Source organism: Acuticoccus yangtzensis, from assembly GCF_001927245.1.
Classification (GTDB): Bacteria; Pseudomonadota; Alphaproteobacteria; order Rhizobiales; family Amorphaceae; genus Acuticoccus; species Acuticoccus yangtzensis.
On record NZ_MJUX01000001.1, the window covers coordinates 201006 to 216702 of the forward strand.

Annotated in this window: 14 protein-coding genes; 7 read left to right on the top strand and 7 right to left on the bottom strand. The window is 68.5% G+C overall.

Annotated elements, in window-relative coordinates; all coding sequences use genetic code 11:
* Positions 1-53 precede the first annotated feature (53 nt).
* From BIX52_RS00865 to BIX52_RS00890, 6 genes are all read right to left on the bottom strand, one after another.
* The gene (locus tag BIX52_RS00865; protein ID WP_075219142.1) at positions 54-1088 is read right to left on the bottom strand and encodes an NAD(P)-dependent oxidoreductase; all 1035 of its coding nucleotides are present in this window, start codon (positions 1086-1088) and stop codon (positions 54-56) included.
* Entirely contained in the window at positions 1088-1879 is a 792-nt protein-coding gene (locus BIX52_RS00870; protein WP_083659914.1) for an HpcH/HpaI aldolase family protein, read from the bottom strand. Before BIX52_RS00870 ends, BIX52_RS00865 begins: the two co-directional genes overlap by 1 nt.
* A 125-nt stretch (positions 1880-2004) precedes the next feature.
* The gene (nanR, locus tag BIX52_RS00875; protein WP_075219144.1) at positions 2005-2733 is read right to left on the bottom strand and encodes a transcriptional regulator NanR; all 729 of its coding nucleotides are present in this window, start codon (positions 2731-2733) and stop codon (positions 2005-2007) included.
* Between the two features lie 45 nt (positions 2734-2778).
* Positions 2779-4170, bottom strand: coding sequence for a four-carbon acid sugar kinase family protein (locus BIX52_RS00880; protein ID WP_075219145.1), 1392 nt, complete (start codon positions 4168-4170; stop codon positions 2779-2781).
* Positions 4171-4173: 3 nt separating this feature from the next.
* Positions 4174-5433: a ribulose-bisphosphate carboxylase large subunit family protein gene (locus BIX52_RS00885; protein WP_075219146.1), complete on the bottom strand. Its 1260-nt coding sequence runs from the start codon at positions 5431-5433 to the stop codon at positions 4174-4176.
* Positions 5434-5579: 146 nt separating this feature from the next.
* Positions 5580-6404, bottom strand: a complete 825-nt coding sequence (locus BIX52_RS00890) for a phosphogluconate dehydrogenase C-terminal domain-containing protein (RefSeq protein WP_075219147.1) — start codon at positions 6402-6404, stop codon at positions 5580-5582.
* A gap of 276 nt (positions 6405-6680) precedes the next feature.
* On the opposite strand from BIX52_RS00890, the gene BIX52_RS00895 reads away from it, so the two are divergent.
* Positions 6681-9143, top strand: coding sequence for a cellulase family glycosylhydrolase (locus BIX52_RS00895; RefSeq protein ID WP_075219148.1), 2463 nt, complete (start codon positions 6681-6683; stop codon positions 9141-9143).
* Between the two features lie 74 nt (positions 9144-9217).
* On the opposite strand, the gene BIX52_RS00900 is transcribed toward BIX52_RS00895, so the two are convergent.
* The gene (locus tag BIX52_RS00900) at positions 9218-10423 is read right to left on the bottom strand and encodes a zinc-binding dehydrogenase (protein ID WP_211098147.1); all 1206 of its coding nucleotides are present in this window, start codon (positions 10421-10423) and stop codon (positions 9218-9220) included.
* A 320-nt stretch (positions 10424-10743) separates the two neighbouring features.
* On the opposite strand from BIX52_RS00900, the gene BIX52_RS00905 reads away from it, so the two are divergent.
* The 6 genes from BIX52_RS00905 (at position 10744) to BIX52_RS00930 (ending at position 15463) form a co-directional block, all read left to right on the top strand.
* Complete coding sequence (locus BIX52_RS00905) at positions 10744-11592, top strand: transporter substrate-binding domain-containing protein (protein WP_075219150.1); 849 nt, start codon at positions 10744-10746, stop codon at positions 11590-11592.
* A gap of 68 nt (positions 11593-11660) precedes the next feature.
* Complete coding sequence (locus tag BIX52_RS00910; RefSeq protein WP_281249168.1) at positions 11661-12404, top strand: amino acid ABC transporter ATP-binding protein; 744 nt, start codon at positions 11661-11663, stop codon at positions 12402-12404.
* 3 nt (positions 12405-12407) lie between these two features.
* Complete coding sequence (locus tag BIX52_RS00915) at positions 12408-13109, top strand: amino acid ABC transporter permease (protein ID WP_075219151.1); 702 nt, start codon at positions 12408-12410, stop codon at positions 13107-13109.
* A 97-nt stretch (positions 13110-13206) separates the two neighbouring features.
* A complete protein-coding gene (locus BIX52_RS00920; protein WP_075219152.1) occupies positions 13207-13872 on the top strand; it encodes an amino acid ABC transporter permease in 666 nt (221 codons plus the stop codon).
* Positions 13873-13889: 17 nt separating this feature from the next.
* Positions 13890-14819 carry an N-carbamoyl-D-amino-acid hydrolase gene (locus BIX52_RS00925; protein WP_075219153.1) on the top strand — a complete coding sequence of 310 codons (930 nt, stop codon included), beginning with the start codon at positions 13890-13892 and terminating at the stop codon, positions 14817-14819.
* On the top strand, positions 14816-15463 hold the full coding sequence (locus BIX52_RS00930) for a flavin reductase family protein (protein WP_075219154.1): 648 nt from the start codon (positions 14816-14818) through the stop codon (positions 15461-15463). The genes BIX52_RS00925 and BIX52_RS00930 overlap by 4 nt, the downstream gene beginning before the upstream one ends.
* Positions 15464-15697 lie beyond the last annotated feature (234 nt).

Here is a 15697-nt window from a genome sequence, read left to right on the forward strand (position 1 = left end):
CGGCCGTCGTGTCGCGGCCTTTGGGTCCCGGTGTCGCCGCCGGGCCGGTTCGCTCAGGCGCGCGCGGCGAGGCGCGCCTTGAAGGCGTCGGTGGTGAGCACGGCGCGGTTGACGACGCCTTCGGGCATGCGCCCCGCGGCGAGCGCCTTCATGGCCGCCACGTCCGCCGCGCCGTTGCCGGCGAAGCACTCGTCGGTCCAGCACAAGGCGTGCGGCGCGGCGATGACGGTGTCGAGGGTGAAGAGCGGCTCGTCGGCGGGCGCGGGCTCGACGTCGAACACGTCGAGACCCGCCCCGGCGAGGCGCCCGGCCTTGAGCGCATCGTACAGCGCCACCTGGTCGACGATGGGCCCGCGCGCGGTGTTGATGAGGTAGGCCGTGGGCTTCATCAGCGCCAATCGCTCGGCGTTGACGATGTGGTGGGTCTCCTCGTTCAGCGGCACCGACACGGACAGGATGTCGGCGCGGCGGAACAGCTCCTCCAGCCCCGCCAGCTCGACGCCGAGCGCGGTCGCCAAAGCCGGGTCCGCGTAGGGGTCGTGGGCGATGAACTCGAGGCCGAAGGGCGCGGCCATGCGGAACACCTCGGCGCCGATATTGCCGATGCCGAGCTGGCCGAACGTCTTGCCGACGAGGCCCGTCCCCATGTGGTCGACGCGCGCCGCCCAGCCCTCCGGCCCGCCGCGCACCAGACGGTCCTTGATGACGAGCTTCTGCGTCAACGCCAGCATGAAGGTGACGACCGACACCGCCACCGGCCGCCGCACGCCGGACGGGGTGATGACGAGGGCGATCCCGGCCGCGGTGCAGGCCGCAACGTCCACATTGTCGTAGCCGACGCCGAAGCGGGCGACGGCCATCAAGGTGCCGCTCGCCGGGATCGACTGGGTGGTGAAACGCGGCGCCAGCAGGATGAGGCCGTGGCACCCTTCGAGCCCCGCGGCGGGAATGACGCCGTCCACCGGCTCCACCCACACCATCTCGATGGCGGGATCGTCCTGGAGCGGGGCGAGGTCGAACATCGGGAACGTCAGGCTCCCGTCCGGCTTGCGGAAGTCGCCCGACAGCGCGACCTTGAAGCGGGCCATCAGCCGCGCGCCCCGCCCGCGCCCGCACCTTGGCGGATGGCGTCCACCGCGGCGGCCAGCGCATCGCGGAACACCCACACGTCGCCGGAATAGGCGATGAGGTCGAACCCCTCCTTGTGCAGCGCCACGCCCTCGGCGACGGTCGGCACCAGGCGGCCGAGCGACTTGCCGTGGCGCCGCGTCGCGGCGATCGTGTTCGCGATGGCGGCCTTGAAGTCCGGGTGGTCGAACTGGCCCGGAATGCCGAGCGAGGCCGACAGGTCGAAGTGGCCGACCCACAGGTTGTCGATGCCCTCGGTCGCGGCGATCTCGTCCGCGTTCTCGGCGCCGGCGGCGGTCTCGATCTGCGCGAAGATGGTGGTGCGCCGGTTGGCGGCGGCGAGCTTGTCCAGCACCGCGCCGGCCGCATAATTGTCGTGCGCCATGCCGAGGCCGACGCCGCGACTCCCCTCCGGCGCATACTTCACCGCGGACACGATGGCGCGCGCCTCTTCTGCGTTGTTCACCATCGGCACCATGATGCCCTCGGCGCCCATGTCGAGCACGCGGGCGATGTGGTCGGTGGTTTTGGAGGGGCTGCGCACGATCATCGGCAGCTGCGCCGCTTCCATGTAACGCACGGCCGACTTCACGGTTTCGACGGAGAAACCGGAGTGCTCCATATCGAATAGAACGAACTCGCATCCGGCATTCTTCATGAGATGCCCGATGCCCGGCGTTGCGAATTCAACAACGAAGTGGCCGACAGCGAGACCGCCGCGCGCCATATCTTTGAGCATGCGCTGGGTCAACGCTGCCCTCCCTGTTCTTCCGGCTTATTTAGTCTTGGGCTGCCGGTATATTGTGAACAGGTTATACCAGTTAATTCGCACGTCAAGCACGCCGCACCCGACCGGCGGCGCTTTTCTTCTCGCCGTCAGGGATGGTGGACGTAGAGCGCGGACGACCTGTCGAGGTGGTCGCGCATCGCACCCGCGGCGCCCTCCTCGTCGTGGGCGGCCACGAGGTCGACAACGCGCCTGTGCTCGGCCAGCGTCACGTCCTCCGCGCCGGACCAGTGCAGGAGGGCGTGGTGATATTCGAACAGCCACCGCAGCATCGCCTCGCTGACGGTCTCGATGATCGGGTTCCCGCTCATCGCCGCAATGCGGGTGTGGAAGCGCATGTCCGCCGCGACGAAGGCGGGCGCGTCGCCGCGGTGGCCGGCCTGCTCGTCCACCAGCGCCGTCAGATCGGCGATGTCGTCCGGCGTCGCATTGCGCGCGGCAAGGCGCACGACGCCGGTCTCGAACAAGCGCCGCGCCTCCTTCAGATATTCGAGGTTGGACGGCTCAACCGAGAGGAGCAGTCGCGCCACCTCGTTCATCTGCTCCACGGCAAGATCGGTGGAGAAGACGTTGACGCGGCTCCTCTCGCCATGGGCGATGGTGATGAGGCCCTTGTTCTGGAGCGACTGCAGCGCCTCGCGGATCGCCGGGCGGCCGACGCCGAAGCGCTCCATCAGGTCGCGCTCGGAGGGCAGCGTGTCGCCGGGCTTCAGCTCGGTGCCGATCATCGCGTGCAGGCGCTCGAACACGAGATCGGAGAGCTTGCGCCGTATGATGCGCTCCGGCGCCGCGTCGTCTCCCGTGCGTTGATTGCTCAAAGGCCTCGCCCCCGTCTGCCGCCCCGTTCCGGCGGCCGCCTCACGCTATGACACACCCGCCGCCAGGGTCTTACGCCCGGTGCTGGCCAGGAAGAAGTCCTCCGCGCCCATCTGCCCGCCTTTCAGCGCCAGCTCGAGACCGTCGAAAGCGGGATCGTCCGCATGGGTGCGGCACAGCGGGGCGCCCGGTGCCAGCGGGGCGACCGCCGACAGGGCGGTGACGCCCAGCTCGGACGTCGCATAGCCCGACGTGTCGCCGCCGGAGATGACGGCGCGCGTCAGCCCGTGCCGTGCCACGAGGGTGCGCACGATGCGCCCGAGGCCGCGGCCGATGCGCGTCGCCGCCTCCGCACGGTCGGTGCCGGTTTCGGCGAGCGCTGCGGTAAAGCGGGCGACGGCCGGATCGTCCGGCCCGCGTGCGGTGACGATGAGGGGGATCGTCCCCGCCTCGATCGCCGCCGACCCGGCCGCGATGGCCGCCTCCAGCGCCGCCTCCCAGCGTGCGCCGTCCACCGTTGCCGAAACGTCCAGCGTTTCGACGCGGAAGCCTGCGCGCTCGGCATGGGCGATCTGGCTGGCGGTGGAGGGCGAGACGGAGCCTGAGACGGCGACCATCGCCGCCACCGGCCCCGGCGGCGGGGTGGCGGGTGCGGGCGGCAGCAGCCCCGCCGCGCGCCAATGGGCGATCAGCGCATATTCGACGCCCTGGCTGCCGACAGCGAAGATCCGCCCCGCCGACGCCTCGGCCCACAGGACGTTTCCCACCGCGGCCAACGTCTCCTCGTCGACGATGTCGAACGAGACGATGCGTGCGCCCGCCTCGCGCGCCGCCGCGAAGGCTGCCGCGCCGCGGCCCGCCTTCAGCGCGACGAGGTCGACGAGGCCGACCGGCCAGTCCGTCTGCGCGGCGAGGTGGCGGCCGAGGTCGGCCTCGTCCATCGGCGTCGCGGGATGGCGCGCCATGACGGGGTGGCGGTCGAGCCGGAAGGTGTCGCCGGCATAGGCCGCGAAGAGGTTGCCGAAGGCCTGCCAGCGGCCGATCGCGGGCGCCCCCGTCACCAGCGGCACCACGGGCACGCCGAAGGCCGCGGCGCCCAGCTCCGCCGCGCGGCCGATGGAGCCGGTGCCGGGCGCGGAGTCGAACGTGGAGCAGACCTTGTAATGGTTCACCGGCGCGCCGAGGGCGGCGAGTGCGGCGAAGGCGGGCGGAAGATGCGCATCCATCCACGCCGGACTTTTCGCCCGCGCGGTGCTGGCGATGCCGATGGCGGGATAGTCCGCGAATTCGGCGAGGCGCTCCGCCGTCGGCGCCTCCAGGAACATCACCGTCTTCAGGCCCGCGAAGGTCATCACCTCCATGACCGCCGACGAGCCTGTGAAATCGTCGCCGTAGAAGGTGAGGACGGGGCTCGGCAGGATTTGGCCCGGCAGCGCCATCCCTCAGGCCTTCAGCGACATGGCGCCGGCCAATGCCGGTTCGCCCTTCGCCGCCTCGGCGAGTGCGACGCCCGCCACCGCCGCCTCCCACGCCCGCCGCAGCGCCCGAACGCCCTCCGCGGGGCCGCCGGGATGGGCGAGGATCCCGCCCCCCGCGGTGTGGATGAGGTCCGCCGACCCCAGCGCCGCGTAGGTGCCGGCCGCCTGCCACACGGTCTGGCCGGAGGAGAAGACGGGCATCACCGTCATCGGCGCGCCGTCGATCAAGGGTTCGGCGCAGGAGCGCGCGGCCTCGATCACGCTGGCGTCCTCCTCGGCGAACTTGTTGGCGAGGCCGTTGACGTGCATGTGGTCCGCCCCGGCGAGCCGCCACAGCGCCGCCCACGCCGGGAAGGACCAGCCGAGCGAGGGATGGCGCGACAGATACCCCCAGCCGTTGCGGTGGGCGTGGATCGGCAGCGCCGCATGCCGCCGCAGCTCCGTCATGCCGACGATGCCGACCGAGTTGAGGCTCGCCATCACGCAGGTGCCGCCGGCGGCCAGCACATGGTCGTGGCGGCGGCGCATCTCGTCCAGGTCGCCGGTGAGGTTGAAGGCGAACATCACCTTCTTGCCGGTCCGCTCGGCATGGTCGTTGACCACCGCCATCACCTTGTTCACCCGCTCCTCGAACGGACAGGTTGGACCGTCCGACTGCAGCTCGTCATCCTTGATGAAGTCGATCCCCGCCGCGCACAGGGTGGCGACGAGGTCGGCCGTCTCCTGCGCCGAGAAGCCGATGGACGGCTTGATGATGGTGCCGATCAGCGGCCCTTCGGCGACCCCCGCCAGCCGCCGCGTCCCCTCCACCCCGAAGGCCGGACCGGCATACCGCCCCGCGAAGGCCGGCGGCAGGCGCAAACGCTCGATGCGAAGGCCCGACACCTGGCGCAGCTCGAAGTGGTTGCCGGCGACGGTGGCGAGGAGGTTCGTGAGCGACGGGCCGATATTGCCGAGCGGCCACGACAGGGTCACCCGCGCTCGGCTCGCCCGCCGCGCCGGGTCCACCCCCGCGCTCGGCACCGCCTGCGGCAGGTCGGTGGCGACCACCTCGCACCGGATGACGCGGGCGGCGGAGCGGGCCTTCAGTTCCGCGCTCTCGCCCGGCACGGACACGAAGGTGCCGCTCGACTGCTCGCCCGCCATCGTCTCGGCCACTTTGGCGGGGTCGGCGGTGGTCTCCAGGAGATAGTCCGCCTCGAAGCGGTCGGCCGGTAGCGTCACGGTGTCGGCTCCATGTGCGTCATCGACGCTTCGGCGGAACGGTAGGCCGCCGCGACCAGCGTGAATGTCTCGAGAGTGCCGGCGCCGGCCGCCGGGCAGGGTGCGCCGATCCCGGTGCGGTGCCCTCCCCGTTCATCCGTCACCGCTCAGGTGATGCGGCGGATGCTCTCCATGATCTCATCCGGCTCGAAGATCTTCTTCCAGTCCGGCTGCATCAGCATCGGCATGCCGTTCTCGATCGCCTTGTTACAGGCGTCGGAGAAGACGCCGTCGACCTCCTCGAAGATCACCGCACCGAGGATGTTCATGTGGCCGAGCAGAAAGTCCCGCGCGGCCTCCTTGGGAACGCCCCGGCGCACCACCTCGTCCATACCGTGCCGCATGGCGAGCAGCAGTGTGGCGCACATGGTCTCCGACAGGCCGGGCTCCAGAAGCGCCATCTGCTCCACCGTGACCCGGTGCGAGCGCAGGATGGGTTGCCAGATCGTCTTGGCTATGGCCTCGCCCACCGCATAGTGCTCTTCCGGCCCCTGCATCAGCGCGTTGACGATGGACTGCTTGGCGGCGATCCCGCCGAAGTGGTCCTGCAGCGCCTCCATCTTGGGCTCGTCGCCGAAGATGGGCGGATGGCACGGGTGGGTGACGAAGTAGGTGATGTCCGCCCGTTCCGGCAGGTGGCCGGCGTGGGGGGCCGCGGCGTCGAGGATCACGACCATCGTACCGGGGGCGAGCTTGGGTACCAGCGGCGCGGCGACCTTGCCGATCAAAGTGTCCGGCACGGCCAGCACCACGGCGGCGGCCCCGGCGATGGCCGTGTCGAGATCCACACAGTCGGCGCCGATGGCGTCCTTCAGCCGCTGCCGGCCGACGTCGGACACTTCCACGTAGGCGACGTCATAGTCCGAATTGACGAGGTTGTTGGCGAGCCGGACGCCCATTTTGCCGCCGGCGCCCAGCAGAGCGATCTTCATTCCGTCCTCCCGAAGAACTCGGACCGTGAATGAAGCTCATCACCTTGTCAACTGGTACGACCAGATAGGCGGGTTGCATTTTCAACCTGCTTCACCGGCCGCGCAAGGATGAACCTCGTCCACGACAGAAGGAGCAACAGGAGACGGCCGAAGCGACGGAACCGCATCAATATTACAAATCGGCCACTGCGCATTTTGGCCATGTTTCAGCCCATTTTCTACCATTGCGGGAATTCATAGCCCCACTCATGAGGTCGCGGCGGAAGGGGCAAAAGCATGGTCGACGTCGAATATACTGAGGTGAATGCCTGGTCTACGGGCTTCCAGGGACAGATCATCGTCACCAATGACGGGGCAACCGCCACCGCCGACGGCTGGCAGATCACCATCACCTCTACCGGCCCGATCACGGATATTTGGGGCGCCACCATCGTCTCGCGCAATGGTGATACTTACGTGATCGAGGCCAAGTCCTGGAACTCCACCCTCGCGCCGGGCGCGTCGACCAATGTCGGCTTCATCGTGCGACACGGAGGCGACGGCGGGGTGATCACCGACGTCGCGCCGGTCGGCGCCGACGTGGATCCTCCCGCGCCGGTTGTGCCGGACGTGTCGATCGGCGATGCGGTCGTGACCGAGGCGGATGGAGCGGCAACACTCACCGTCACACTCAGCGAGCCGACCACCATCACGACCCGCGTCGATTTCGCGGCGGCGGCCGCAAGCGCCGACGAGGCGGACTATACCCCCGTCTCCGGCACCCTCGTCTTCGCGCCGGGCGAGACCACCGCGACGATCACGGTCCCCATCGTCAACGACACCGAGGCCGAGCCGGACGAGGCCTTCACCGTCACCCTCTCCGCGCCCGATGGCCTCACCATCGCGGACGGGACCGGCACCGTCACCATCGCCGAAAGCGACCAGCCCGCGCCGCCGCGTCAGATCGCCATCGAGGCCGCGGTGAGCGTGGCGGAGGACGACCCGGCGCCGGGTGCGGCGGTCGGCGGATGGCTGTCCACCTCCGGATCCGACATCGTCGACGAGGCGGGCAACGTGGTGCGCATCACCGGCGTCAACTGGTTCGGGGCCGAGACCGACATCAGCGTGCCGCACGGCCTGTGGGCGCGCAACTACCAGGACATGATGGACCAGATGCTGGCGACCGGGTTCAACACCCTGCGCCTTCCCTTCGCCAACGCGATGCTGGATCCGGGCGCGACGGTCGGCGGCATCAACTACAGCCTCAACCCCGACCTGGCCGGCCTCAGCCCGATCGAAGTGCTGGACGCCGTCATCGCCTATGCCGGCGAGATCGGCCTTCGCGTCATCCTCGACAACCACCGCAACGGCGAGGGCGGCGGCCCCAACGGCAACGGGCTGTGGTACGGCGAAGCGGGCGTGACGCAGCAAAGCTGGCAGGACGACTGGGAGTTCCTGGCGGACCGCTACAAGGACGACCCCACCGTCGTCGGCTTCGACCTCATCAACGAGCCGCACAACGCCACCTGGGGCACGGGCGACGTCGCGACCGACTTCAAGATCGCTGCCGAGAACGCGGCCAACGCGATCCACGCCATCAACCCCAACGTTCTCATCATCGTCGAAGGGACGGGGGACGGCTATTGGTGGGGCGGCGACCTGCGCGGCATCGCCGACAATCCGCTGGAGATCAACGAGGCGAACAAGGTCATCTACTCGCCCCACGCCTACCCGAACTCGATCTATTCCCAGTCGTGGTTCAGCGACCCGAACTACCCCGACAACCTCGAAGACATCTGGGACTATTTCTTCGGCTACATCGCCGAGGACGACATCGCGCCGATCATGGTCGGCGAGTTCGGCTCCCGCCTTCAGGACCCGCTCGACGTCCAGTGGATGGACGAATTCATCCCGTACCTGACCGAGAACGAGCTCAGCTACACCTACTGGTCGTGGAACCCCAACTCGACCGACACGGGCGGCATCCTGGCGGACGACTGGACCACCGTGATCGACGCCAAGATCGACCTTCTGGAGCCGTCCCTCGGCGCGCCGCTCACCGGCGGTGACGGCGAGGCCGTCGACACCCTCACCCCCGTCACCGTCACCGTGTCGTTGAGCGGGGCCGCGGACGAGGCGGTCACCGTCGCCTGGGCCACCGCCGACGGCACCGCCGAGGCTGGGTCCGACTACGAGGCCGCCAGCGGCACCGTCACCTTCGCGCCGGGCGAGACGACGGCCGAGATCACCGTGAACGTGATCGCCGACCTCGAGGACGAGGGCGACGAGACCTTCGCGATCCAGCTCTCATCGCCGGATGGCGGCATCCTCATCGCGGACGAAGCGATCATCACCATCACCGACGACGACCACGACGACGGAGACGGGGACGGGGGCGACAGCGGGGGCGGCAGCGATCCGCAGGAGCCGCCCGCCAACGCCGCCGACACCAACGGCGACGGCATCTACTCCGACCTGACCGTGCGACAGACCTGGTCGGGCGGCTTCGTGGCGGACGCCTTCGTGATCAACGACAGCGCCGGCACCGTGAACGGGTGGCAGGTCGAGCTGACGACGACCGCCTCCATCCGCGACATCTGGAATGCCGAGATCGTCAGCCACGTGGGCAACGTCTACACCATCGGCAACGTCGCCACGAACGCCACCATCGCGTCCGACGCCGAGCGCGGCTGGGGCTTCGTGGCCGACGGCCTCGCCGCCGGGCTCAGCATCAGCGACGTCGACGTGATCGGCGCCTGATACGAAAACGGGGCCCGCGAGGGCCCCGTCTCATCACATCACGCGGCCCGCGCGGGCGGCGTTCCACTCGCCGCTCAGACGTCGGCGCTGCGGGCCGCCGGAACACCCTCGGCAATGCGCGCCGACACGCTGGAGACACCTTCCGGCAGGCCGTGCGGCATCAGCACCTGGCGCAGCGCCGTTCCGTTGTGCAGCCGGTCGAAGCCCTCGTTCAGCTCGTCGAGCGTCACGAAGCCGTCGATCAGCTCGTTCACCGGCAGCGCGCCCGACTGGTAGAGGTCGATGAAGCGCGGGATGTCGCGCATCGGAACGCACGACCCCATGTAGCTGCCGCAAACGTGCTTCTCGCCCAGCACCAGGTCGCCATGGGGGACGCTGAAGGACTTGCCGGTGCCGGACAGGCCCGCCGTCACCACCTTGCCGCCGCGGCAGGTGACCGCATAGGCCGCCTCCATCGCCGGGATCGCACCGGCGAGCTCGACCGCGTGATCCACACCGCCGGAGGTCAGCTCCTTCACCTTCTCGACGAGATCCGGGTCCTTGGCGTTGAAGGCGTGGGTGGCGCCGAGCTGCAGCGCCTTCTTCAACTTGGCCTCTTCCAGATCCACCGCGACGATGGTCTGCGCGCCGGAGACCTTGGCCCCCATCACGCCGCACAGGCCGACGCCGCCGAGGCCGAAGATCGCCACCGACTCGCCGGGCTTCACCTGGCTGGTGTTCACCACCGCGCCGACGCCCGTCATCACCGCGCAGCCGAACAGCGCCGCGTCGGTCAAGGGCAGGGAATCGTCGATCACCACCACGCTGCCGCGGTGCACGACGGTGTACTGGGAGAAGCAGGCGACGCCCACCATGTGCTTCACCGGCTGGTCGTCGGCGTCGCGGAAGTGGACACCGCCGGACATCAGCCCGCCATGGGCGCGCGCGGCCATGAACGTCTCGCAAAGCTGCGGCCGGCCCGCCTGGCACGGCTTGCAGCGCCCGCAATTGCCGGCGAACTGGAAGGCCACGTGGTCGCCCACCTTGAGGTCGGTGATGGCCGAGCCGACCTCGACCACCTCGCCCGCGCCCTCATGGCCGAGCACGACGGGAAGGCCGCGGGCGATCGCGCCGTTGATCACCGACAGGTCGGAGTGGCACAGGCCCGCCCCGACGACCTTGACGAGAACATCCATCGGTCCGGGAGGGACGAGTGTCAGCTCCTCGATCTGGATCGGGCGCGACTCTGCATAAGGCGTCGGCAGGGCAAGCTCGCGCAGGACGGCGGCTTTGGTTTTCAACGACATCGGTTCCTCCCGCCCGCCGTTGGTCCAGCGGGCTGCATGCGCTTCGATTCTTCATATGTTTAAGCACAATGAAGGCGTCGGCGGTATGGCCGATATCGGGCCGCGCCCGGCACGGAGCCATAGGCCGCGGCGATCCCTCGCCCGCTCCGCTTGACGCGCCGGGCAGAGCACCAGCGACGAGCCTCCTGGCGGGGCACCCCGGCGCCGCTGGCATTCCATCGGGCACACAAAATGCAAGAGCGTCGTTCGATCGGGGCCGGCCAGGGCCTCACCACGCCCCGGCCCCCCGCCCCCATTCGAGAGGAGACACTCGCATGACGACTGCCTTGAAGATCTGCGCGATCGCCGCCGGCCTCGCGCTGCCGCTCGCCCTGCCCTTTGCCAGCGCCTCCGCGCAGAACCTGAAGACCGGCGTCGACGGGACCTTCGCCCCGCACGCATTCCCCAACCTCTCGGGCGGGACCGAAGGCTTCAACATGGACCTCGGCAAGGCGCTCGCCGACAAGCTGGGCGTCGAAATCGACATCGACGTGACGCAGTGGTCCGGCCTTCTGCCGGGCATGGCCGCCGGCACTTACGACTTCGTGCTCGCCCCCACCACGGTGACGGAAGAGCGCGCCGCCAACATGATCTTCACCGAGCCGTATCTGAACACCGACTTCCAGTTCGTCACCAAGGCGGGCGCGCCCGAGATCACCGACCTGAAGGAGTTCGAGGGCAAGGTGATTGCCGTCAACAAGGGCTCTGCCTACGACCAGTGGGCGCGCGAGATCGAGGGTGACATCGGCTGGACCGTGGAGTCCTACGGCACCAACCTCGATGCGCTTCAGGCGGTCATGTCCGGCCGCGCCTTCGCCAACGTCGCGGGCAACACGGCGTCGGCCTGGGCGGTGAAGAGCAACCCGCAGCTTGCCCTCTCCTACCTCTACTCCACCGGCAAGGTGTTCTCGATCCCGCTCCGGTCCGACAATACCGAGCTGCGCGCGACGCTCGACCACGCGCTGGAATGCCTGAAGGCGGACGGCACCATCGCCGAGCTGCACGAAAAGTGGTTCGGCTACGCCCCCGCCGCCGACAGCGCGTCGGCGACGATCTATCCCGGCGTCGGCATCCCCGACCTTCCCGGCTACGACGCGGACGCTGCCCCCGGCGAGTGCTCCTGATCCACGCCGACGCGCGCCGCGGCCTCCCCGCGGCGCGCCCCCTTCTGTTAGCTCAAGTGGACACTGCGTTGACCCCCGACACGCCCATTCTCGATGTTCGCGGCCTCACCAAGCGGTTCGGCTCGACCGAAGTGCTGAAAGGCATCGACCTCAAGGTCAGACCCCAGGAACTCGTCTTCGTGATCGGCCCTTCGGGGTCCGGCAAGTCCACCTTTCTGAGGTGCTGCAACCGCCTGGAGGAGCCGACCGACGGCTCAATCCGCGTCGCCGGGGTGGAGCTTCTGGCGCACAAGGTGGACATCAACGCCATGCGCCGGCGCATCGGCATGGTGTTCCAGTCCTTCAACCTCTACCCGCACATGACCGCGCGCGGGAACGTCATGCTGGCGCTGCGCAAGGTTTTGAAGATGCCTAAGGAGCAGGCACGCGCCGAGGCGGATGCGGCGCTGGACCGCGTCGGCCTCGCCGATCGCGCGGGGCATCACCCGAGCGCCCTCTCCGGCGGTCAGCAGCAGCGCGTCGCCATCGCCCGCGCGCTGGCGCTGAAGCCGGAACTGATGCTGTTCGACGAGCCCACCAGCGCGCTGGACCCCGAACTCGTCGGCTCCGTTCTCGGCGGCATGCGCGACCTGAAGGCCGACGGCATGACCATGCTCGTCGTCAGCCACGAGATGCGCTTCGCCCAGGAGGCGGCCGACCGCGTGGTGTTCATGGACGGCGGCGTGATCGTCGAAGAAGGTCCGCCGTCCGCAATCTTCGGCGCGCCAAAGCACGAGCGCACCCGCGCCTTCCTCTCACGCGTCCTCAACTGACCGATGGACCAGGCACTTCCCCCGACAAGGTGGACGATCTTCCTCGACACCTTCTTCAAGGCGTCCGTCATCGACCAATATCTGCCCTCGATCCTGAAGGGCATCGTCGTCACGCTGGAGGTGGCGGCGCTGGTGGTGATCTGCGGCATCCTCCTCGGCCTCACGTTGGCGCTGGTGCGCGCCTACCGGATCCGCGCCGTCAACATTCTCATCGTCATCCTGGTGGACATGCTGCGCGCGCTGCCGCCTCTCGTCATCATCCTGGTGGTCTATTTCGGCCTGCCCAATGTCGGCATCGCGCTGTCCAACTTCGCCGTGCTGTGGCTGATTTTGACGCTGGTTCTGGCCGCCTTCGCCGAAGAGATCTTCTGGGCCGGCATCACCGCGACGCCGAAGGGCCAGTGGGAGGCCGCCCGGTCCACCGGCCTCGGCTTCACGCAGACGCTCCTCTTCGTGGTGATGCCGCAGGCGCTTCGCATCACCATCCCGCCGCTGACCAACCGCACGATCGCGATCACCAAGAACACCGCCCTCGGCACCGTCATCGGCGTGCCGGAGATCCTCAACCAGGCGACCACCGCGACGTCCTTCGCCGGCAACGCCACCCCGCTGATGATGGGCGCTGTGGCCTACATGGTCATCTTCATCCCCGTGGTGACCTTCGGGCGCTGGCTCGAAACGCGGTTTGCATGGAGGCGCGCATGACGCGCCTCCCAGAACAAGAGCGGGCGCGCATGATGCGGGTCCCAGGACGTGAGCCGGCGCGCATGACGCGGTTCCACACTCAGAGAGAGCGCGCCTGATGGATCAGCTTCTCGACCAGTTCTTCAACCTCTCCATCATGCAGCAGGTCTTCCCGCTGCTCGTGAAGGGGCTGTGGATGACGCTCAAGGTCTGCGCCATCGTCATTCCCGTCGGCGCATTCGCCGGGCTCGTCGTTGCGCTCTGCGCCACCAGCCAAAGCCGCCTGGCGCGCATCCTCACCGTGCCTTACGTGGACCTCTTCCGGGCCGTGCCGCCTCTGGTGCTGCTCATCTTCATCCACTCGGGCCTGCCCTTCGCCGGGATCAGCCTGTCGCCCTTTCAGTCCGTCACCCTCGCCTTTCTGCTCAACAATTCGGCATTCTATGGCGAGATCTACCGGGCGGGCCTGGAATCCATCGGCGCCGGGCAGCGCGAGGCCGCCCGCTCCACCGGTCTGACCGCGCTCCAGACCAACATCTACGTCGTCATCCCCCAAGCGGTGCGCAACGTTCTGCCGGATCTCCTCTCCAACACCATCGAGGTGGTCAAACTCACCTCGCTCGCCAGCGTGGTGGCGTTGCCGGAACTGCTTTATTCTGCCGATATGGCTCGCTCCATCACCTTCAATGCGTCGCCTCTGGTGCTGGCGGCGGCCTTCTACCTCGTTCTCCTCTGGCCCGTGGTGCGGCTCCTCAGCCGCCTCGAACGCCGCGTCGCCGCATGACTGCAAAAGGACATCCCATGCGTCTCGTCACCGTCGGAGCCGCCCAGCTCGGCCCGATCCAGAAAGCCGAAAGCCGCGAGGACGTGGTCGCCCGCATGATCCGGCTGCTGGACGAGGCGGCAACTCACGGGTGCGACCTCGTCGTCTTCCCTGAGCTTGCCCTCACCACCTTCTTCCCGCGCTGGTACATGACCGACCCGGCCGAGGTCGACGCCTGGTTCGAGGCCGAAATGCCCGGCCCCGCCACCCGGCCCCTGTTCGACCGCGCCGAGGAACTCGGCATCGCCATCTCCTTCGGCTATGCCGAGAAGACGCCGGACGGGCACCACTTCAACACCTCGATCCTCACCGACAAGACCGGCACCATCGTCGGCAAATACCGCAAGATCCATCTGCCGGGGCATTCCGAATACGACGAGGAGCGCGCCTTCCAGCACCTCGAAAAGCGCTACTTCGAGCCGGGCGATCTCGGCTTCCCCGTCTGGCACAATCTCGGCGGCATCATGGGCATGGCGATCTGCAACGACCGCCGCTGGCCGGAAACCTACCGCGTCATGGGCCTTCAGGGCGTCGAGATGGTCATGCTCGGCTTCAACACCCCGTCCGTGAACAGCCAGAAGTCCAGCGAGGGGATCGAGCAGCGGATCTTCCACCACAAGCTCTCGTTGCAGGCGGGCGCCTACCAGAACTCCACCTGGGTGATCGCCGTTGCCAAGGCCGGTGACGAAGACGGCCACCACCTGATGGGCGGCACCGTGATCGTCGACCCGAACGGCCAGATCGTCGCCGAGCTCGACACCGAGGAGGACGGGCTCGTCACCTACCCCTGCGACCTCGACGCGACGAAGTTCGGCAAGGAAACGATCTTCGACTTCAAGCGCCACCGCCGGATCGAACACTATGGCCGCATCACCTCCCAGGTGGGTGTCGAGGTGCCGACCGAATGACCGCGACGCTGGATGGCGGGTTGGACCTCGCCTTCAAGGACCTGTCCCAGAAGGACGCCTACAAGATCCTCTGCTCGGTGGTGGTGCCGCGTCCCATTGCGCTGGTGACGACACTCGCCGAGAACGGCGAGGTCAACGCCGCGCCCTTCTCCTTCTTCAACTGCTTCTCCGAGGCTCCGCCTCTGGTCGTCCTCGGCCTACAGGTGCGCGACGGTAAGATGAAAGACACCACCCTCAACGTGCGCCGCACCGGTGAGTTCGTGGTGAACCTCGTGTCGGAAGATATCGCCGAGGCGATGAACCGCTGCGCCGTGGACTTTCCGCCGGACGTCAGCGAGCTCGCCTACGCGGGGCTGACCGCCTCACCGTCCCGCGACGTCGCGCCCCCGGCCCTCGCCGAAGCGCCCGTTGCGCTGGAATGCCGGCAGTTCATGATGATCAACGTGTCGCCCGAGCGTGACCTTCTTGTGGGCGAGGTGCTGCGCGTGCGCGCCCGGCCGGGGCTGATCGACCCCGCAACGCTCTACATGGACCTCGACGCCTACAAGCCCGTCGCCCGCCTGTTCGGCAGCGGTTACGCCGGCCTGGGTCCGAAGTTCGACCTGACACGCGAGCCTTACGACCCGGCGAAGCACAGGGCCTGAGGCGGGCGCGGCGGCGGACCAGTGCGGCTGTGCCGGCGGAGGCGCTGCTGCGAGGGTGTTCCCCCTCGCGCTCCCCCGGTTCGCCACCCGGCAAGGGTTACAGGGACAGACGGCCGCTCCGCGCCCGGCTGCCCTCCAACCCATGGACAAGCCTCGGCCGATCCGAGGCGGGGTCAAGACCGCCGTCCTCGCAGTGCTCGCCCGCCAAGAGGCGGACTGCGCGCTGCTCCGGGC

Bases quoted from the DNA above. Each gene is read 5' to 3' on its own strand.
- BIX52_RS00925 (WP_075219153.1), top strand. From the start codon at position 13,890: ATGCGTCTCGTCACCGTCGGAGCCGCCCAGCTCGGCCCGATCCAGAAA.
- BIX52_RS00890 (WP_075219147.1), bottom strand. From the start codon at position 6,404: ATGAAGATCGCTCTGCTGGGCGCCGGCGGCAAAATGGGCGTCCGGCTC.
- BIX52_RS00905 (WP_075219150.1), top strand. From the start codon at position 10,744: ATGACGACTGCCTTGAAGATCTGCGCGATCGCCGCCGGCCTCGCGCTG.
- BIX52_RS00895 (WP_075219148.1), top strand. From the start codon at position 6,681: ATGGTCGACGTCGAATATACTGAGGTGAATGCCTGGTCTACGGGCTTC.
- BIX52_RS00880 (WP_075219145.1), bottom strand. From the start codon at position 4,170: ATGGCGCTGCCGGGCCAAATCCTGCCGAGCCCCGTCCTCACCTTCTAC.
- BIX52_RS00920 (WP_075219152.1), top strand. From the start codon at position 13,207: ATGGATCAGCTTCTCGACCAGTTCTTCAACCTCTCCATCATGCAGCAG.
- BIX52_RS00865 (WP_075219142.1), bottom strand. From the start codon at position 1,088: ATGGCCCGCTTCAAGGTCGCGCTGTCGGGCGACTTCCGCAAGCCGGAC.
- BIX52_RS00915 (WP_075219151.1), top strand. From the start codon at position 12,408: ATGGACCAGGCACTTCCCCCGACAAGGTGGACGATCTTCCTCGACACC.
- BIX52_RS00930 (WP_075219154.1), top strand. From the start codon at position 14,816: ATGACCGCGACGCTGGATGGCGGGTTGGACCTCGCCTTCAAGGACCTG.